A 22,016-nucleotide genomic window follows, 5' to 3' on the forward strand; every position below is an offset into this window, starting at 1 on the left:
AAGTCCATTCCACGCGGCAGGACTTGACTTGGAGAGTTCTCACAAAATGCCAAGCTTATTCGACGGCTTTAAGTGTTTCAAGGATAATTGGCTGCTGCATAAAATCGAGCATGTGTTGCGGTAAAGCTCTCCCACCGTAGTACTTTTGAATAATGGTCAAATATTCTCCATTCGCCTTGATGGCTTCAAAACCCTGTTGGAATAACGCAGCCAAATAGCGCTGTTGACTCGCGAAAATAATATCCCCACTAATGTTGAGGATCGCTTGCTCTGCGGACGAAAACTTATCGACATGCTCAGGATAGTAGCGCTCAATAATCGCCCAGCCTCCAAGCTCGGTAGCGGCAAACATATCATCTCGCCCCGCATAAACCTTATGCACATTTTGGCTCAAATTTCTCACTAAATCCGGTTTAATCCCTTCACGTTCAAATACAGGAATCAGTGAACCGCCACGGATATAACCGATTTGGTAGTCTTTGAGCTCGCTTAAATCTTGATACTTGAGTCCCTCGGGAAAACGAGATTTTAAATAAAAGAGCAGCATATTCAGGCTATACATACGAATGAAAGCAACCGGTTCATCAGCGGGCGCATAATGAAACCAACTATTACTGCCTAAGGCCCCTACCACACTATTACTGGTAACCGCTCTCACCACCCTCGCTAACGGATACACTTTATAAGTAACGGCTATTCCCATCGCATTAAAGGCCGCCGTTGTAATATCGGTCATGATACTGTCTTTCTTGCCCAGTAGCGGCGGATAATCGATGGTGACAAACTCGACTTCGGTGGGCGGCACTGGCTGTGCGGCCAGCGGCAAAGCAAAGTTCATCATCAACACCAACCACATCAGCTGCAGTAAAGGGAGCGATTGTTTAAACTTTTTATCCATGTTAAGTGCTCTGACAATTCAAACCAATTCAGCAGGTTCAGCGTAAACCTGCTGCTGAAAGCCAACTCGTACACCACAAGCTAAGCCTATTCGTAGTCCGCCGTGAAGTTTGAGAATCGGCATCTTTCATCAACCGTCCGGCACAAGGATACTGGCCGCTACTTGATCGTCACTGGGTTGAGTCAACTACATCCTCTGGCTCGGACTTATGATTCGCTTGTCCAATCAATCATCTTCGGTTAATAAGTTAAAACTAACATCGACGTTATCACTAAATACTAGCTGAGCAGCCTGATAGGAACTACTATTCCCATCCGCGGCTAAATTCGCCCGTTCTATTTTCATCATTGGCACAGCCGTTTGACTACGGTAGTTCACCTCGGCGACGGCACCTAAACGGCTATTATATGCATCGGCCAGTTGTTTGGCTTTTGCGTAGGAATCTTCCACAGCCATCGCGCGAACCTGATGCTGATATTGTTCAGCTTGTGAGCTGGTATATTGCAAGCGACGAACCTCATCTACACCACTGAGCATCGCAGCATCTAATACGCGAGTGAGTAAGTCCAGACTTGAGAGCTCTACAACGATACTACGTTGTGCACGGTAACCGACAAATATTCGTTCGCGGTCTTGATAGCGGTACTCAGCTTGAATTTGTAATTGGCTAGCTTCGAAACGATCAGATTCGCTGAGCAGATTAGCCAATTTTGACTGTGTCACCTTCACGATTTTATCCACTTGTTGCTTCGCATCACCAGCGGTCTTCGCCAGACTCGAGGCCTGTAAATCAAGTTGTACCTGATCGGCAATTACCAATAGCTTCGCTTCACCATTCGTATGTAACAATGCGGCAAACACTGGTTGAGCTGTCGCGCAACAGCAAATGACTAGCGCTAACAGATAATTCTTCATCTTATTCCCTCGTAAGCCCTCGGGCATATTCATCTTTATGGTTAATCTTCTCTAGATAAAAGCCCTTACGGAGCCGTTGAACCGCCTTAGTAAAGGCTTTATCTGCAACAGACCCCGGAAATATATCCGCTCAATCTGCCTTAGCAAACAATCAACAAACATCGCTTCATCGCCGCTCCCCAATCAAGTTGAATTTTTCAGGTGGCGCCACATAACCTTGATAGGCATCCACCGGTAGGCTGGCTAAACGCTCAACTTGCTGTTGATTCTCCACCCGTTGTGCCACCGTCACAATTTGCAAATTTTTAGCCGCACGACAAATAGCACTCAAGAAATGACTATCGCCCCCTTCAACCAAAGCCTGAGCGGTATAACCATAATCAATTTTCACATAATCTGGTTTGACTCGACTTAAGTAACTCAGTGAGTTTAGGTTACGACCATATTGATCGATGCCAATCTGAAAACCAAGGTCACGCAAGCAATCGATGCATCGGCTAAGTTCACTATTTTCATGCAAAAATGCGGTCTCTGGGATCTCAAAAGCCATCCGCTTCGCCACTGTTTGCTGCTGCCGGGCAAAACCAACCAACCAGTTTAAAAACTGAACATCACTCAAGGCCGACAAGGTGAGATTAATGGCTAAGCTTAAGTCTAGCTGTCGATGCAAGGCAATGGCGGCTTTTTCTACCACCATTTGGTCAAATTGAGCGCCCAGTCTAAATTGTTCAATTGCTGGCATAAATTGCCCAGCGGCATAATCTTGAGCATCGACCTCGATAGTCGTAAACAGTTCATGGTGTAACACACTATCGGTATGAATAAACTGAACCACTTGGGTTTTATAATTCAAACTTTGCCGCTCAATCGTGCTTTCCAGTAACTGTTTCCATTGGCTACGAGGTATCGCATTATCTTCAACCGCTGCCAGACTATAATACCCCTCACGTTGCTCACGCGCAGCATGCAAAGCTGCATCGGCGGCAGTCAGTAATTGGCTAATATTCTCATCATGCTGGCGCAATACTAAACCCATCACCATCGGCCGACTAAGATAATGCTGCCAAGGCCCCAGTCGTTGCATAATGTCTTGATGAACTTGCTTGGTCAGCGCTAACAATTGTTGCTTATCAAAGCCTTCCGCTAAAATAGCGAACTCTAATTTACTAATGCGAGCAAATACCAATTGTTGTTGTTGCTGGATATAACTAGAAAATAATTCGCCCACGGATTGAATCAAGTGATCACGTGCGACAAAACCATCTCGCAGATGGATGGCTTCTATCACATCAAGCGAGAGCAAGACGACACCACCCACTCCGGATTCAGCCAACCAAGACTGACTCTGACTGACAAAATAAGCTCGATTGCCCAAACCTGAGACCGAATCCTGAAAAGCTTGCTGACGGAGGATGCTCGCCTCCCGGACCTGTTGCTCAAACTGCTGGGCAATACTATCTGACATATGATTAATCGCCCCCACCACACTGCGCAGCTCTTGAGTGCGAGGCAAGGGGATGGTTTGCCCAAAGTTACGCTGTTCCAACTGTTTGGCTTGCTCTTGAATTTGTTCTAGCGGCTTTAATAAATAACGTAGCGCTCGCATCAGCAATAGCACTGTAACCAAATAGCCCACCACAAACAGTTTGGCGAGATCAAGCATGGCATCCCATAACTGCAAGTAGGCATAGCCAGAGTGAGCGACCACATTTAATTCGCCCAACTGCATCCAACCACTAGTGAGCACCTGCTGTTGGGCGCTCGGTTTAAACCACGCCAGCGAGATAAACCAATCAGGTACCCCCTCAATGCTGGCGCTATTACGTCGATCAATCAATTGATTATCAGTGAACATTTTCAGGCTGATTTGCTGATAGTAGCCACTGTCGAACATCGCGTTAATCACCGACTCGGCCGCCACTTTATCATTCGCTTCAAGATAAGGACTCAAAGACAATCCCAAAGAGGTAACTGTATTATTCACATCTGAGAGCTGCTGTTCAGACAAATAAGTTCGAGTATTGTTAACATCAATCGTAAATACAACGGCAAGTAAGCCACCATAAATCAGCAATACGACTATCAATAATTGGCGATATAAGGTCATAGTGGTCCCCTAGCCCTCAAAATTCTTTACTGGTTTTTTCAATTGATTGAGCCGCCAGCGCTGTTGTAAATCGGTCCATAATTTAAGTCGAGAAGAGTTACCCGCCAACTGACCTCGACCTTTTTCTTTCATTAGCCAAAGATGCTGACCGTTGAAGCTATAGATCGGCACTAAGTCACCACGTTGTGTCGCTGGCAGGATCCTTGGATTGATATTATCAAGAATAATGGGAACCGAAGCCGGAGTTTTATAATACGCAACAACCATATGAAACTGATTATAAGTCAAAGACTTAACGTAGACCAAGCGCATCTTGCTATCATCAACCCCTAATTCGATTAAGGAGAAATATTTGGCGATGCTAAAATCGTCACAATCACCAGCGGCTGCGCCTAAAAATTCAACCGGAGTCGCCCAGTAATCTTTTTGTCCCCAAACTTCAATATCATCGACAAATAACATTTGATTGAAAAAATCATTGACCCGATTGAGCTGCTCGGCCTCTGCAATGGTTTGACTCTCGGCAATCAACTGACGCCAGGCGCGAACTCTTAATTCGGCTCTTTCACCATAAAAACTGCGGACTGTGGCGGCAAGCTCTTCCAGTTGATAGGCCGAAGCGAGTAGCAGCATTGGCCAAATTAAAGCCATCAGCCACCAGCGTGAAAAAAGGCGCCGCATGCCGCTAACCTAAGGCTTTAACTGAGACGTGTAGATAGTCCATTTAGGGACCACATTGCGGTATTGTTGTTGCACAAATATACGGACTCGACGATTGGCAGCCGCCGCTTGAGGTGAATCATCATCCACCAACTGTTGGCTTTCGCCCATAGGCTGTAGTTGGATCCTCTGCTCACTTATTTGAAAACGCTCAACCAGTACCTGGCTCACAGCCTTCGCCCGTTGCCGCGAAAGCTGCAGATTATAGTCTGCACGACCGCTAGCACTGGCGTAACCTTCAACCCCAATTTCAACCTGAGGATAACGCCGCATAAATTCAGCGACTTGCTGTAACTGCGGCTCAAACTCACGCTTCAATTGACTCGAATCATTTTCAAAAAATACCATCAGCTCATAACTATCAACATTTAATTGATAAGCAGCACAACCATTATTATCAATTTCAGCCCCAGATTCGGTATCGACGCAAAGATCTCGTTGATTAATGACCCCATCGCGATCTTGATCAGCACGGTCGTAGCCCGCCAATTCAACCCTATAAGGCTCAACACTCTGGCTACAAGCCATCAGATTGAAGATCGCCAGTAAGATGACTGCGCTCAATTTAAGCATTAAAAAGTCCAATCTTCGGGTCGGTCTACCCGTAATCCTTCGAGCAATTGCCCAGTGGCATTCAGCAGACGGTATTTCGCTCGTAATTCGTCAATATCGGCAGCAATAAACTCATTTTGAGCTTCAAATAACTCGTTCTCAGTATTCAGTACATCCAACAAACTACGCTTTCCCAAATTAAACTGTTTCTTGTAGGCGCTCACTGTTTGGTAACTCGCATCAACGTGCCGCTGCAAGAATGATTTTTGACGAACCAATACATCCCAGGCATTCCAAGCCAAGCGCGTGCCCTCAGTGACTTGACGCAGCGCATCCTCATTCATCGATTTGGCCCGATTGACCTGATAAGCGCTCTGACGAATCGCCGCTGAATCACTGCCACCATTAAATAAGTTATAACGCAAGCGTAGCATCGCCGCTAGCTCATAATCTTTGGTATGAGCGAGACCGTTTTGGTTACGATTCCAATCCCCATCTAACTCTAAAGCAATCTCTGGGTAATTACGCGACTTAGCCACGGTATTTTGGGCGTTCGCGGCTGCAACATCATATTGCGCAGACTTTAATGCGGGGTGAACTTTCAAGGCCGCATCAACCGCACTATCAAGATCCGGCGGTAACAAGTTCATATCGGCCGCCGGCATGACCAAATCCTGAGGGAGACTATTCACCATTCGCAAAAACTGGCTTTGAGCATCCAATAGGTTATTTTGAGCGGAGAGAGCATTGGTGTTCGCTCGAGCCACTCGACCGTTAATTTGAGTAAGATCGGCACTAGAACCTAGCCCGGCATCGGTGCGCTTCTTAATATCCCCTTGGATCGCCAGATGAGTTTGCAAATTATTCTCAGCCAAAGTAAGCAATTGCTGTTGCTTGAGCACCTCTAAATAGACATTCACTACCTGCAACGCAATATTCTCGGCATCGTTATACAATAACCACTGATCGGCCCGCGCCTCATTCTCGGTTCTCGATACCTCACCGGTAGTCGCAAAACCGCTAAATAATAACTGACGAATACTAATACCAAGCTCTGTAGGATTGGCGCTATTGGTACCTGACGCGTTTGTTTCCCGTTGCCCCCACCCCGCGCCAGCATTCAAATCAACCTTGGGATAAAAGCCGCCCTTTGCCCCCTGATATTGCTCACCACTTGCCTTAAACTGGTTAAAAGAAGATTGTAATTGAGGATGCTCGGTTAAAGCTTTGGCCACCGCTTGCTCTAAAGATTGAGCCGAAGCGAAATTACAGCTCATCATCAATCCAAACGTAACGCTTAAGCACAACTTGTTCATTAACTCTCCTTGTTAACTGGTACGTTCACGATTAACGTTCTCTTAACGCAGTCTGTCGCGCCTTCATAATCGGTTTTAATAGATAATCCAAAATACTCTTTTTACCGGTGATAATGTCTACATTGGCCAACATTCCAGGAATAATTGGTAACTGCATGTTATCACTACCTAAGTAGTTTTTATCTGTACGTACCCGCACTAAATAGTAGCTATGACCTTCTTCATCCAAAATCGTATCTGCGCTTATTAATTCTAAATGACCATTCAAACCGCCATAAATTGAAAAGTCGTAAGCACTGAATTTAACAACAGTTTTAAGCCCCGGACGAAGAAAAGCAATATCTTTAGGTTGAATTTTCGCCTCAACCAATAAATTATCTTCCATAGGTACGATTTCCATGATGCTCATCCCTGGTTGCACCACTCCACCCACCGTATTGCTATAGATTTTTTTCACAGTCCCCTTGACTGGCGAGACCACTGAAGTACGAGCGACTCGATCCCGCAGACCAACTTGACCCTCGGTTAATGGCTGCAATTCAGATTCAATTTTATTCAACTGCTGACGAGCATCACTCAAAAAAGCGAGCGCAATATCTCGACGCTTATACACCGTTTCGGCGATAGCACTGCGAATTTTTGGTTCTAATAGCTTGCTACTTTGAAGTTCGCCATTAAGGTCGTTAGCTTGACGTTTCAATTTTAACAATTCGACCTGAGAAACAATACCTTCTTTGGCTAAGGGTTTCGTGAGGGCGAGCTCTTCTAGCACCAAACTGTAACTCCGCTGAGCATGCTCAACCTTAGACTTAAGCTCCAATAACTCCTGTTGTTTCTGCTCAATTTGCCCTGCGGTAATCGACAATTGATTTTGTAAGGCCCGCAACCTAGCCATCTTTTGCAACTGCTGACCCTTCACTTCTTCAGGGTACTTTTGGCTAAACTCGGCATCAAAGTCTATGGGCTCATCACTAATTAATACTTGTTTACGCCACTGTGTCATGTCCAACTCGGGGTGCATTTTAATACTGGTAATTTCGCTACGCAGGCGCGCTACATCAGACTGAAGATTAATTAAGCGTTGCTCTCGTTCACGAAAATCGGAACGAAAACGAGTATCGTCTATCAACAATAAAGGCTGGCCTATTTCAACAGTATCGCCTTCTTTCACCAAAATTTGTTTAAGAATACCGCCTTCAAGATTTTGAATGGTTTGAATTTGTTGGGAAGGGATCACTTTCCCCGCGCCGACCGTAACTTCATCCACTTTGGCCCAATGAGCCCAATATAAGGCGCAGATCATCAAAATAAAGATCAACCATAGTAAACGACGCGAACTACGCGGCGTTTTCATTAATATCGCGGCGTTAATATCATCCACAAATTGCAGATCACTCTCAGAAACATTTAGCTTACGCTTGGCCATTTGGTGACCTCACTTGACCAGTACGCAGTAGCTCTAGAACCTTTGCTTTACTGCCATCGGCAACCACTCGACCACGTTCCAATACAATAATCCGATCAACTAAATCCAACATCGACATTTTGTGTGTAATTAAAATAAAGGTTTTATCGGCGACAACTTGTTTCAGTTGTGCCTTCACTAAATTCTCAGAGTGAGCGTCCATACTGCTGGTCGGTTCATCGAGCACTAATACCGGAGGGTTAAACAGCAAAGCACGTGCTAAAGCGACCGCCTGGCGCTGTCCCCCTGATAAATATTGACCCCGCTCGCCCACTTGACGATCTAAACCTTCAGGATCTATATCAGTAAACTCATTCACCCCAGCTAACTCTGCTGCGCGAAAAATCAGCTCATCTTCGATATGCGGCACCCCGAGGGTGATATTTTCCCGAATAGAACCATAAAACAGATTAATATCTTGAGGTAAACACCCCAGTTTTTGACGAATATCTGCAGGACTAATCTGTTTTAAATCAACACCATCGAGACGAATAGCGCCTTGCTGTTGCGTATAAAATCCCAGCAGAAGTTTTTCAATACTGGTCTTTCCTGCACCGATTTTCCCGATAATTGCGACTTTTTCCTTGGCTTTAATCGCAAAGCTTACCTGTTTAAGCACTTGAACTTCAGAACCCGGATAAGTGAAATCTACATCGCTAAAACTGATATCGCCATCGAAATGAGAACGATGCATATAACGCTCTAGATTCTCATCCGGCAAAGCCATAATCTGTTCTAGATTTTGCAATGCCGATTGCGCCTGATTATAACGCGTTGCCAATAATGAGACTTGAGAGAAAGGAACCAAAGCGCGTCCGGTTAACATAACCGCCGCCACCAGGCCCCCCATCGACAATTCACCAACAGAGATTTGAAATACCCCAACCACCACTAATAACACCGTGGTACTTTGTGAAACAAAGCCGTTAACGCTGCCCACCGAAGTCGCCAATTTACGAATTTGCATATTCCAAGTGGCGATGTTACCGACTAACTCTTCCCACTTATGCTGGAATTGGCTTTCTGCCCCCGCTAACTTCAAAGACTCGATACCAGAAAGACTTTCGATTAAATGAGCATTCTTTTGACTGGCAAATCGGCTACCTAGCTCGACCTCTTGATGCATCTTACGTTTGATCCAAAATGAATACAGAAGCATCACCAGCGCCGCCCCAGCAGGCACCAATACCAAGGGGCCGGCAACCAGTGCAATAATCGCAAGGAACAGCAAAGAAAATGGCACATCAACTAAAGCGGCAATCGTGGCGGAGGTAATAAATTCTCGGATCGAATCGAACTCTTGTATATTTTTTGCGAAGGCACCTACCGAGGTAGGACGAGTCTCCATCTTCATGTTCAGCAATTTTTCGAAGATTCGGGCAGATAATAAAATATCTGATTTCTTAGCTGCTAAGTCTAAAGTGTAAGCACGCATCTGCTTTAAAGCGAAATCGAACACCAAGACCAGCGCCATTCCAGCTGTCAATACCCATAAGGTATCCATCGCTGAATTGGGCACGACCCGATCATAAACATTCATCACAAATAAGGGCGAAGCAATTGCAAATAAATTCACAAATAATGATGCGACCAAAGCGTCTCGGTAGATAGGAGCCGAGCGACGCAAAGTACTCCAGAACCAATGACCACGGTTACTCTTTAAAGCTTCCGGAGAACGCGCATCAAAACGATAACGTTTACGAACATAACAACAAAAACCGCTATAACTCGGAGCCAATTTGTCTAAAGTAATATGCTCGTGGCTATCAGGTAATTCCGGCCAAGCTACTTCAATATCTTGCTGGTTACGAGCAAGCAATACACAACAGCGACCATCTTCTAATAGCAAAATACAAGGCAATAATAAGTCGGGAATTTTATCAATTGGTTTTTTAACCAAAGATGCATCCATTCCGGCGCGTAACGCCGCGCGAGGTAATAGCGCAGGCGTCAACAAGCCCTCTTTTAACGGTAGGCCAGCCGAAAGCGCCTTCGCTGAAAAAGGCTTGCCGTAATACTTGGACAAAAATACCAAACTATTCAGTAAGGGGTCACTGCGCTCAGCAGCAATATCTAAATCACGGTGATGGTGTTGCTGTGGGTTGGCTTCCTGCACCTTGCATCCTTTACAATATAAAACATCAAGAGCAAGCCTTAGCTTACTCTTGTAATTAAATTAACCCAAATAAAAAGGTTTAGTTATCGACATTAAGCTGTTGATCTTCAATTAATTGAGTCAATATTTCGCTATCACTCATACCGCTAAAATCAACATTCTCGAGGGTAATGGTCTGATGAACACTGAAACCATTGTCGCCGCCATCTTTATCAATTGAAATAATGGTATCGACACCACTTCCATGAGTCACCGTTTCGAAGGAGAGGAAAGATTCCAAACTGGCTTCCGTTTCCCCTTGTAACAAATCACTTAAGTTAAGCACATCACCGCCTTCACCAACAGTGAAATCGGTAATCGTATCATTCACGCTCGCTTGATCATCATTTGCTAACCAAGCAAACATATCACTATCATCACCACCAGTAAGTATATCGTTACCCTGACCACCAATGAGTAAGTCTTCGCCGCTACCGCCAATCAAGACATCATCACCCTGATTTCCTATTAAGGCATCTTGACCGCCGCCACCCAGCAAACTATCGCTATGCTCATTACCAATTAAAATCTCATCGGCGTCACTGCCTTGTAGCGTTTGACTATGTTCACCAACAATTTCGACCGTGGCGGTATCCGAGAGACCATCAGCATTGATGCCATAATCAAACTGCTCCAATACATCTGTTGCGGCCGATTTATTGTACTCCGCAGTATCGGTCAAAATAGTTAAATCAAGTTGATAAGCTTGGCCATTATCAGCACCCTGTTCCGCGACAATTTGGATATAATAATCACCTTGATAATCGGCAGTGTAAGTTTCCTTGGCACCGGCCCAGTAATCATCGATAACGGCTATCTGCTCTCCTGATTCATTATATAAATACACATCCACATCCACGGACCGAGAAGCATCATCATTAGAGCTGACATTAATACGTAACTGTTCGCCTACTGCCAATGTCACCTTAAACCAATCTTGGTCAACACCACCAACGACTGAAGTATCACTCTCTAAAGTCCCTTGAAAAGCGTAAGAGTATCCGTCAATGTTATTGGTATTGATGATATTGCGATCATTGGCACTGAATAAAGAGCGGTCACTTAAATCAACCGCCGTTAACAATGAATTATTGATTGGCGATAAACCGCTATCGAGCGGATTTTCAATCGCGATTGTGGCCACGGCTTCAGTTTCAAAATTACTTTCATTAATACCTAAACCGATGCCATCATCGGATTCAAACACGATATTAGCTGAATCATCCAGACTAGCACTACCGCCTTGCGCATCACTAACACCACTCAATTCAATCGCATGCCCCTGATCATTCCATAATAGGGCCAGACTCGGAATACTGATACTGCTGGTGCCATCCTGAGAAGTGATCACATAATCACGATTAGCATCAACAATTGGTTCAAATACAGTATGAATTACAATGTCGGTAACAGCACTGTCACCATCGAAGTCTGACACTGTGACACTGAAGTTTTCTTGTTGCGCCCAGCCATCACTATTCAAGCTGAGTTCATAGCTATAGGCACCAGTCACAAAGTTAAGGACTAACAAGCCCCCCAGAGCAGTGGCGATACTCAGGGTTTGTTGCTGCTCTGGTCTAGCATCTGGATCATAGGTATAAGTGGTACCATCAACCTTTATAGCGCTCACGTAGCCATTATCCGCTCCCACCATGAAACCACTGGTTGATGCCGTGTCAACTAAGCCTAACGAGCCACTCACTGCCTCGTCTAAATAACTTTCTACCAAGCTAGTCGATAAATCAGTCACATCATTTACAATAAATGCGTATTCATCATTCGCAGAATCTGAAGCAATGTCTTGTAACACCGATAAGTTGGCATTACCAATCCCCACTCCATAGCTAATATCGACATTCTCATTAACAAAAGTATCCCAAGCATCCTGTCCAGTTAAGCCCTTATACTCGACCGTCTCGTCAATACCATAACCCTGATTCGGTTCACCATCGGAAATAAAGTACAACAGCGTACTATCGGCACTCGGTTGCTCGGCAACGATGCTGGATTGAATAACTTGATTCAAGGCTGAATCATAGTGAGTACCGCCTCCGGAGGCTAAGCTTTGCAAGTAGTCTAAGGCGTCGGCCACGTTATCAATGATCCACCCACTACTCACTTGAGAATCAGAGAAACCAATGATTTGTACATTCACATTGCCCTTATCGTCGGCCTGATCAATCAAATGGGTTAAAGCATCGACGGCAATTTTTAAGTAATCGAGCCCATCGCCATGCTCTCCATTATTCATACTCGCCGATGTGTCTAATACCAAGACTAAATTAGTCGTGACCGACAAGGGGCTCGACTCCAGAGTCAATGCAACCTGACTACCGACAGGGGCATCATCGACAATACTCACCTCAAGTGTCGCCTGACTGGTAAAACCAGCGGGAGCATTACTAACAATATAAGAGAAACTCTCGCTTTGACCATCACCCGCTAAGCGCGAGGTATTTAACTGGTATTGATAGTCTCCCTTACCAAAGCCATCATAGGCTTCGGTATACACCGTTAATACACCCTGCTCAGTGTCAATGCTAATCACGCCATTAACATCAGCAGTATACGGGCTGCCTTCATAGGCAATACTACTTATCGATAACTCGGAAAAATCTCCGCCGTCGTTGGCTAATAAGTTTCCACTTGCTGAACTATTGGCAACCCCAGGTGCCGAGCCTGTGGCCAGGCCCGCTTCAAAGACCTGCGCGCTGTCACTATTCAAATCAATAATATTGCCACTCACCGTCGCTTGGCTTTGTTGACCCCCTTGATCCTCTATCGTATAAGAGAAACGAACATCGCCACCACTATCAGGGTTCGCGGTAAAGCTAACTAAACCCGCTGCACTCACATTCACAAGCCCTTGTTCGACAGCAATAGTCTGGGCGGATCCGGGAGTTAACAAAGTACCATCAATGGATTTAATGCTAATCGCATCACCCTCTGGGTCAGAATCATTCGCTAAAAGATCGAGTGATACAGTACCTCCCGATGCGAGTAAATTGAAATGGTCATTAATCGCCTCTGGCACATCGTTGACCGGGGTCAGATCGAGGCTGGCACTGGCGTCCACGCTGAGTGGATCGCTGAGACCATTGGTGCTGCCATTGTCGGTAATTTGGTATGAGAAGCTAACGCTGCTGTCATCATCGGCCGCCGGCGTATAAGTCCAGCTACCATCACCATTGTCGACCAGGCTGCCGTTACCACTGCTCAACTGCAAGTTACTGACGGTTAAATCGTCGCCTTCCAAGTCGCTGGCATTGGCCAGCAGTTCTTCGCTGGTAATCAGCCGCGCGCCACTGTCTTCGGCAATCGGATCTAACACAAGCGCCGTACTTTCGGGTGAATCATTCACCGGGGTCAGATCGAGGCTGGCACTGGCGTCCACGCTGAGTGGATCGCTGAGACCATTGGTGCTGCCATTGTCGGTAATTTGGTATGAGAAGCTAACGCTGCTGTCATCATCGGCCGCCGGCGTATAAGTCCAGCTGCCATCACCGTTATCACTCAAGCTGCCGTTACCACTGCTCAGCTGCAAGTTGCTGACGGTTAAATCGTCGCCTTCCAAGTCGCTGGCATTGGCCAGTAGTTCTTCGCTGGTAATCAGCCGCGCGCCGCTGTCTTCGGCGATAGGCTCTAAGACTACTGTGCTGCTCTCAGGGGCATCGTTGACCGGAGTGAGATCGAGGCTGGCACTGGCGTCCACGCTGAGTGGATCGCTGAGACCATTGGTGCTGCCATTATCGGTAATTTGATAAGAGAAGCTAACGCTGCTGTCATCATCAGCCGCCGGCGTATAAGTCCAGTTGCCATCGCCATTGTCCACTAAACTGCCGTTACCACTGCTCAGCTGCAAGTTGCTGACCGTTAAATCGTCGCCTTCCAAGTCGCTGGCATTGGCCAGTAGTTCTTCGCTGGTAATCAGCCGAGCGCCGCTATCTTCGGCAATCGGCTCTAAGACTACAGTGCTGCTCTCAGGGGCATCGTTGACCGGGGTCAGATCGAGACTGGCGCTGGCATCCACGCTTAGTGGATCGCTGAGGCCATTGCTGCTGCCATTGTCGGTGATTTGATAAGAGAAGCTAACGCTGCTGTCATCATCGGCCGCCGGTGTATAGGTCCAGCTGCCGTCGCCATTATCCACTAAGCTGCCCGCGCCGCTGCTCAGCTGCAAGTTGCTGACGGTTAAATCGTCGCCTTCCAAGTCGCTGGCATTGGCCAGTAGTTCTTCGCTGGTAATCAGCCGCGCGCCGCTGTCTTCGGCGATAGGCTCTAAGACTACTGTGCTGCTCTCAGGGGCATCGTTGACCGGAGTGAGATCGAGGCTGGCACTGGCATCGATGCTTTGGGGATCGCTCAGGCCATTGCTGCTGCCATTATCGGTGATTTGATAAGAGAAGCTAACGCTGCTGTCATCATCAGCCGCCGGCGTATAAGTCCAATTGCCATCGCCATTGTCCACTAAACTGCCGTTACCACTGCTCAGCTGCAAGTTGCTGACCGTTAAATCGTCGCCTTCCAAGTCGCTGGCATTGGCCAGTAGTTCTTCGCTGGTAATCAGCCGCGCGCCGCTGTCTTCGGCGATAGGCTCTAAGACTACTGTGCTGCTCTCAGGGGCATCGTTGACCGGAGTGAGATCGAGGCTGGCACTGGCGTCCACGCTGAGTGGGTCGCTGAGACCATTGGTGCTGCCATTATCGGTAATTTGATAAGAGAAGCTGACGCTGCTGTCATCATTGGCCGCCGGCGTATAAGTCCAGCTGCCATCACCGTTATCCACTAAACTGCCGTTACCGCTGCTCAACTGCAAGTTGCTGACCGTTAAATCGTCGCCTTCCAAGTCGCTGGCATTGGCCAGTAATTCTTCAGAGCTAATGATGCGCGCGCCGCTATCTTCGGCGATAGGCTCTAAGACTACTGTGCTGCTCTCAGGGGCATCGTTGACCGGAGTGAGATCGAGGCTGGCACTGGCGTCCACGCTGAGTGGATCGCTGAGGCCATTGCTGCTGCCATTGTCAGTAATTTGGTATGAGAAGCTAACGCTGCTGTCGTCATCGGCCGCCGGCGTATAAGTCCAACTGCCGTCGCCATTGTCGACCAGACTGCCCGCGCCACTGCTCAGCTGCAAGTTGCTGGCCGTTAAATCGTCGCCCTCCAAGTCACTGGCATTGGCCAGTAATTCTTCGCTGGTAATCAGCCGTGCGCCGCTGTCTTCGGCGATGGGGATCAAGACGACCGCACTCGATTCGGGTGCATCATTCACCGGAGTGAGATCGAGGCTGGCGCTGGCATCCACGCTTAGTGGATCGCTGAGGCCATTGCTGCTGCCATTGTCGGTAATTTGGTATGAGAAACTAACGCTGCTGTCATCATCGGCCACCGGCGTGTAAGTCCAACTGCCGTCGCCATTGTCGACCAGACTGCCGTTACCACTGCTCAGCTGCAAGTTACTGACCGTTAAATCGTCGCCTTCCAAATCGCTGGCATTGGCCAGTAGTTCTTCGCTGGTAATCAGCCGCGTGCCGCTGTCTTCGGCGATGGGGGTCAAGACGACCGCACTCGATTCGGGAGCATCATTGACCGGAGTGAGATCGAGGCTGGCACTGGCATCCACGCTGAGTGGATCGCTGAGACCATTGCCGCTGCCATTGTCGGTGATTTGGTATGAGAAACTAACGCTGCTGTCATCATTGGCCGCCGGCGTATAAGTCCAGCTGCCATCACCGTTATCCACTAAACTGCCGTTACCACTGCTCAGCTGCAAGTTGCTGACCGTTAAATCGTCGCCTTCCAAGTCGCTGGCATTGGCCAGTAATTCTTCAGAGCTAATGATGCGCGCGCCGCTATCTTCGGCGATGGGAGTCAAGACGACCGCACTCGATTCGGGTGCATCGTTGACCGGAGTGAGATCGAGGCTGGCGCTGGCATCCACGCTGAGAGGATCGCTCAGGCCATTGCTGCTGCCATTGTCGGTAATTTGATAAGAGAAGCTAACGCTGCTGTCATCATCGGCCACTGGTGTATAAGTCCAGCTGCCGTCGCCATTGTCGATCAGACTGCCCGCGCCGCTGCTCAGCTGCAAGTTGCTGACCGTTAAATCGTCACCTTCCAAGTCGCTGGCATTGGCCAGCAGTTCTTCGCTAGTGATGATCCGCGCGCCGCTGTCCTCAGCAATCGGATCTAACACAAGCGCCGTACTTTCTGGGGCATCGTTGACCGGGGTGAGATCGAGACTGGCGCTGGCATCCACGCTTAGTGGATCGCTGAGGCCATTGCTGCTGCCATTATCGGTAATTTGATAAGAGAAGCTAACGCTGCTGTCATCATCGGCCGCCGGTGTATAGGTCCAGCTGCCGTCGCCATTATCCACTAAGCTGCCCGCGCCGCTGCTCAGCTGCAAGTTGCTGACCGTTAAATCGTCGCCTTCCAAGTCGCTGGCATTGGCCAGTAGTTCTTCAGAGCTAATGATGCGCGCACCGCTGTCTTCGGCGATGGGGGTCAAGACGACCGCACTTGATTCGGGTGCATCATTCACCGGAGTGAGATCGAGACTGGCGCTGGCATCCACGCTTAGTGGATCGCTGAGACCATTGGTGCTGCCATTGTCGGTAATTTGGTATGAGAAGCTAACGCTGCTGTCATCATCGGCCGCCGGCGTATAAGTCCAGCTGCCGTCATCGTTGTCCACTAAACTGCCGTTACCACTGCTCAGCTGCAAGTTGCTGACCGTTAAATCGTCGCCTTCCAAGTCGCTGGCATTGGCCAGTAATTCTTCAGAGCTAATGATGCGCGCGCCGCTATCTTCGGCGATGGGCTCTAAGACTACTGTGCTGCTCTCAGGGGCATCGTTGACATGTATGATGGATAACTGATCGCTGGCAGAATCTGTTTGACCGTTAGCCGTCACCTCCACCGTAACACTCAGTTGGCTAAGGTTTAAGCTGTCATTATTCACTGCCGCAACGCCAGCCTCGCTAAGCTTGACAGTGTTACCATCGATCACCAAATATCCATCGTCGTTATTCAATAACTGATAAGTTTGAACATCCCCTTCCGGGTCGCTGGAACTGAAATTAGCAACCACAGTATCAGTGCTAACCGAGTCTTCAGTGATATTGTCTACGGCTAAAACTTGGATACTGGGACCTTGGTCTCCTGCATCAACCCGAGCAATCACAACCGTTGCTGTATCGTTAGTACTAAGTCCGTTAGCCTCGACCTGAACCGTCAAATTTAACTCGGTTAAATTCAGCTGATCATTATTAATTGCAGCGATCCCTTCGGGGGTCAATTTCACCTGATTGCCATCAAGCAAAAAATAACCCTGACTATCATTGATGATGCTGTGACTCAGCGGATCACCATCAGGATCACTAGACACAAAACTGGCAACCACTGTATTTTCATCAACCGCCCCTTCACTAATAGTTTCCGTATTAATACTAATGGTGGGTGCTTGGTCATCCGGAAAAGGTGCAGTTGTATCCTGAACATTCGCTGCGAGTTGATTAACCGTGGGAGTCGGATTAACTGTTATACCTTGGGTATCAAAACCGACTTCAGCAATAATTTCGCTGCCGACTCGCTCAATGCTAACAAAACCACCATTGCCCTCACTCACTGCAGCTGTTTCGCCGCCAGCCGCCGTCGCTTCAAATAAAGTCGTGGGGTCCACACCATCCAAAATCGCTTGTTGTAAGGCTTCGATGTCAACATCATTCACCGCGCTCAGCTGCTGCGCTTGTCCTGTGGTAACATCTACTGGTAACTGAGTGCCGCTGTTCTCTCCTAACTGATATTCAGCACCACCATAATAGAAACCTAATTGCGCTCCCTGGGAACTAATAATTAACTCCCCAGCTTGAACTTGATCGCCTGGCTGCAGAGCCCTAATATTGCCAAGTTCATCCACAGCAAACGCTTGCCCTTGAATAGACACGATTGTTGCACTTGAAGTTGCAATGCTCTGTTCCATATTTATTTCCTTTCAACATGATCGATGTTCTAGATTTCTGCGGCGACAATACTCACAGATAACACAGTTGTTAAAGTATAAATTTTAGCCATCAGATTAACATTTAACGAATGAATTTTACTAATTCAAATTTTAACTTGCGATCTAGGGCCCTGAAACACATACCAATAACAGAATCACCAATCAACAACTGATTGATTCACATACTCTATAAAGAATAACTAAAACATTCATCAACTAGAAGGTGTAAACCAATGAAGAGAAGTATTATCACAATAAACACAATTAAGCAGCGATAAGCTCTAAGTTCCCAGCATAAGTATCAATTTGGGTTGGTGATAATGCGTCTTTAATCAAGACAAATAAGGGAGTGGAAACTTTGAGAACAAGCAAAATAGATGATAATCAATACACTGAAAACAAAAAGGCTCGCCGAGGCGAGCCTTATATCACACGGTATCGCTATAAAATTACAGTACGTCTACTGCATTCAAATCAGCAAAAGCGCGCTCTAAACGTGCAACCATGCTTTCTTGACCTTTACGTAACCAAACGCGTGGATCGTAGAATTTTTTATTCGGTTGATCAGCACCTTTAGGGTTACCAATTTGGCCCTGTAGGTAAGCTTCATTTTCAACGTAGTAAGCACGTACGCCGTCCCAGCTAGCCCATTGAGTATCAGTATCAATGTTCATTTTGATCACACCGTAGCCGATAGACTCTTGAATTTCTGCTTGAGAAGAACCTGAACCACCGTGGAATACGAAGTTAAGTGCATTTGGAGCAATACCAAATTTCTCAGCACAGTAAGCTTGTGAATCACGAAGAATAGTAGGAGTAAGTACAACGTTACCCGCTTGGTAAACACCGTGTACGTTACCGAAAGAAGCAGCAATCGTGAAACGAGGGCTAATCGCGGTTAGTTTCTCGTATGCATAAGCTACGTCTTCTGGAGAAGTGTAAAGCTCAGACGCGTCCATATCAGAGTTATCTACGCCATCTTCTTCACCACCAGTACAACCCAATTCAATTTCAAGGGTCATGTTCATTTTAGCCATGCGAGCAAGGTATTCGCCACAGATTTGGATGTTTTCTTCTAGTGGCTCTTCAGAAAGGTCAATCATGTGAGAAGAGAACAAAGGCTTACCAGTTTGAGCGAAGAATTCTTCACCCGCATCGAGTAGACCGTCAATCCAAGGTAGCAATTTCTTAGCTGCGTGGTCAGTGTGAAGGATCACAGGAACACCGTAAGATTCAGCAACAGCGTGAACATACTTAGCGCCCGCAACAGCACCTTGAATCGCTGCGCCTTGGCCTTCAAGTTTAACGCCTTTACCAGTGAAGAAATCGGCACCGCCGTTTGAGAATTGAACAACAACTGGCGCTTTAGCCTTGGCTGCAGCTTCTAATACACCGTTAATCGTGTCAGTGTTAACTACGTTAACCGCTGGAAGTGCGAATTTGTTTTCTTTAGCAATAGCAAAAACTTTTTGCAAATCGTCGCCAGAGATAACCCCAGGTTTTACTGCATCGAAGATCTTAGACATATCAATGATTCCATCTACTTATATTTAATTAAAATTATGAACACTTCTGTGCTTTATTACTTATCACAGTGCGGAAGCAAAGCTTCCACACTGTCGCCAGTTAACCTTTAGCACGCTCCTCAAGCATTGCTACGGCAGGTAATACTTTACCTTCTACAAACTCTAAGAAGGCACCGCCCCCAGTAGAGATGTAAGAAACCTGGTCTTTAATTCCGAACTTATCAATCGCTGCTAGTGTATCACCACCGCCGGCTACAGAAAAACCAGCTGATTCAGCAATCGCTTTAGAAATGCCTGCTGTACCCGCTTCAAAATTCTTGAATTCGAATACGCCCACAGGACCATTCCAAAGAATAGTTTTAGCATTACCAATGATTTCTGCAAGCGCCGCTGTTGAATCAGGACCCAAGTCGAAGATCATGTCATCATCTTGAACTTCTGAAACATGTTTAATTTCAGCTTCAGCATTTTCATCAAATGCTTTGGCACATGCAACATCAGTGGCAACTGGAATAGCACACTCTTTCATCAATTTTTTAGCGGTTTCAAGTAAGTCCGCTTCGTAAAGAGACTTACCTACGTTATGACCTTCAGCGGCGATAAAGGTGTTTGCAATACCACCACCAACCACTAATTGGTCAGCTATTTTAGAGAGTGACTCTAATACAGTTAGCTTCGTCGAAACTTTAGAACCACCAACAATCGCAACCAATGGACGTTCTGGTTTATCCATTGCCTTACCTAATGCTTCAAGTTCAGCCGCAAGTAAAGGACCAGCACAAGCAACTTCAGCAAACATACCTACACCATGAGTCGACGCTTGAGCGCGGTGAGCGGTACCAAAGGCATCCATCACGTAAACATCACATAGTGCAGCCATTTTTTTAGCTAAAGCTTCTTCATTTTTCTTCTCACCAACGTTGAAACGAACGTTTTCAAGAACCACCAATTCACCAGCTTTAAGCTCTAAGCCATCGAGGTAGTCAGTCGCAAGACGTACTGGCACATCTAAAGCTTCATTTAAGTAGTCAACCACAGGCTGGAGAGAAAATTCTGCGTTATATTCACCTTCAGTAGGACGACCAAGGTGAGAAGTAATCATCAACTTAGCGCCTTGCTCTAAGGCCAACTTAATGGTTGGAATCGATGCTAAGATACGAGCATCGGAAGTCACTTTTCCATTTTTTACAGGAACATTCAGATCTTGACGTACTAATACGCGTTTACCAGCAAGATCTAAGTCGGTCATTTTGATAATTGACATTATCTGTCCTCATTTAGTTTTAAATTAAACTTACAACCCAGCCGCTTGGCTAAGCCGATAATTCCATCTGACTCATTAAAACGGTGGTGTCTAACATACGGTTGGCAAAGCCCCATTCGTTATCACACCAAGCCAACACTTTGACTAAGTGTTGGCCACTTACTCGTGTTTGTGAGCCATCAATAATGCTTGAATGACTATTGTGGTTAAAATCGATAGACACCAAGGGTTCTTCGGTATAGCTCAAGATACCCGCTAATTTACCGCAAACTGCCGCTTGAATGGCTTGATTTATATCAGAAACTGTAACTTTTTTACACAAAGTTACACTCAAGTCCATCGCCGTAACATTCTGTGTTGGCACCCGCACAGCGATAGCCTCAAACTTACCTGCAAACTTAGGAAGAATACGCTCTACACCTTTAGCCAGCTTGGTATCAACTGGAATAATTGATTGCCCGGCCGCGCGTGTTCTACGCAGGTCACTGTGGTAAGCATCGATCACTTGCTGGTCATTCATGGATGAGTGAATTGTAGTAATAGTACCACATTCCACACCGAAGGCCTCATCCAATACCTGAATCACAGGCACGATACAGTTCGTAGTACAAGAGCCGTTAGAGACCACCTTACTCGCCGCATTCAGCATATGCTCATTAACACCATAGACTACCGTGTGGTCAACGCAAGGATCGGCTGGATGAGAGAACAATACTTTTTTAGCGCCAGCGTCAATATGCATTTGCGCATCAGCGACTGAGCTAAAACGTCCGGTGCACTCCAGCACGATATCCACCTTAAACTCAGCCCACGGCAAAGCACTTGGTTCACGGTTATGCAGCAGCTGGATCTGCTGACCTGCCACTGATAAACATTCCCCCTGTAGCGAGACATGTTCAGCAAAAGTACCGTGGGTAGAATCATACTTAAGTAAATGAGCCATGGCTTCTGGACTGGCTAACTCGTTAATCGCCACCACTTGGATCTGATCTTGTCGCTGAGACTCAAATAACGCTCTAAGCACACTGCGGCCAATTCTGCCAAAACCATTAATAGCGACCCGAATAGGATGATGCTGCATAGTATTTTGCATTTC

General features: G+C 46.7%; 12 protein-coding genes. All 12 read right to left on the minus strand.

Going from position 1 to position 22,016, the window contains the following annotated elements:
• Window positions 1–55 precede the first annotated feature (55 nt).
• Complete coding sequence (locus ACRRSY_RS18300) at window positions 56–898, minus strand: substrate-binding periplasmic protein (RefSeq protein ID WP_432460082.1); 843 nt, start codon at window positions 896–898, stop codon at window positions 56–58.
• 225 nt (window positions 899–1,123) lie between these two features.
• Window positions 1,124–1,813: an SIMPL domain-containing protein gene (locus tag ACRRSY_RS18305; protein ID WP_432460083.1), complete on the minus strand. Its 690-nt coding sequence runs from the start codon at window positions 1,811–1,813 to the stop codon at window positions 1,124–1,126.
• Between the two features lie 166 nt (window positions 1,814–1,979).
• Complete coding sequence (locus ACRRSY_RS18310) at window positions 1,980–3,920, minus strand: bifunctional diguanylate cyclase/phosphodiesterase (protein ID WP_432460084.1); 1,941 nt, start codon at window positions 3,918–3,920, stop codon at window positions 1,980–1,982.
• 9 nt (window positions 3,921–3,929) lie between these two features.
• Window positions 3,930–4,601, minus strand: coding sequence for a transglutaminase-like cysteine peptidase (locus ACRRSY_RS18315; RefSeq protein WP_432451815.1), 672 nt, complete (start codon window positions 4,599–4,601; stop codon window positions 3,930–3,932).
• A 9-nt stretch (window positions 4,602–4,610) separates the two neighbouring features.
• The gene (locus ACRRSY_RS18320; protein ID WP_432460085.1) at window positions 4,611–5,213 is read right to left on the minus strand and encodes an OmpA family protein; all 603 of its coding nucleotides are present in this window, start codon (window positions 5,211–5,213) and stop codon (window positions 4,611–4,613) included.
• Window positions 5,213–6,508 (minus strand): TolC family outer membrane protein, encoded by a 1,296-nt coding sequence (locus ACRRSY_RS18325; protein ID WP_432463778.1) that lies wholly within the window; start codon window positions 6,506–6,508, stop codon window positions 5,213–5,215. The genes ACRRSY_RS18320 and ACRRSY_RS18325 overlap by 1 nt, the downstream gene beginning before the upstream one ends.
• Window positions 6,509–6,539: 31 nt before the next feature.
• Entirely contained in the window at window positions 6,540–7,934 is a 1,395-nt protein-coding gene (locus ACRRSY_RS18330; RefSeq protein WP_432451812.1) for an HlyD family type I secretion periplasmic adaptor subunit, read from the minus strand.
• Window positions 7,921–10,089: a type I secretion system permease/ATPase gene (locus ACRRSY_RS18335; protein ID WP_432451811.1), complete on the minus strand. Its 2,169-nt coding sequence runs from the start codon at window positions 10,087–10,089 to the stop codon at window positions 7,921–7,923. The genes ACRRSY_RS18330 and ACRRSY_RS18335 overlap by 14 nt, the downstream gene beginning before the upstream one ends.
• Before the next feature lie 79 nt (window positions 10,090–10,168).
• The gene (locus ACRRSY_RS18340) at window positions 10,169–18,109 is read right to left on the minus strand and encodes a retention module-containing protein (RefSeq protein WP_432463779.1); all 7,941 of its coding nucleotides are present in this window, start codon (window positions 18,107–18,109) and stop codon (window positions 10,169–10,171) included.
• 470 nt (window positions 18,110–18,579) lie between these two features.
• Window positions 18,580–19,656, minus strand: coding sequence for a class II fructose-bisphosphate aldolase (gene fbaA, locus ACRRSY_RS18345; protein WP_432463780.1), 1,077 nt, complete (start codon window positions 19,654–19,656; stop codon window positions 18,580–18,582).
• Window positions 19,657–19,756: 100 nt separating this feature from the next.
• Window positions 19,757–20,920, minus strand: a complete 1,164-nt coding sequence (locus ACRRSY_RS18350) for a phosphoglycerate kinase (protein ID WP_432451807.1) — start codon at window positions 20,918–20,920, stop codon at window positions 19,757–19,759.
• Window positions 20,921–20,969: 49 nt separating this feature from the next.
• Window positions 20,970–22,001 (minus strand): erythrose-4-phosphate dehydrogenase, encoded by a 1,032-nt coding sequence (gene epd, locus ACRRSY_RS18355; RefSeq protein WP_432460090.1) that lies wholly within the window; start codon window positions 21,999–22,001, stop codon window positions 20,970–20,972.
• Window positions 22,002–22,016: the final 15 nt, after the last annotated feature.

The organism is Agarivorans sp. QJM3NY_33 (assembly GCF_050870865.2).
Classification (GTDB): Bacteria; Pseudomonadota; Gammaproteobacteria; order Enterobacterales; family Celerinatantimonadaceae; genus Agarivorans.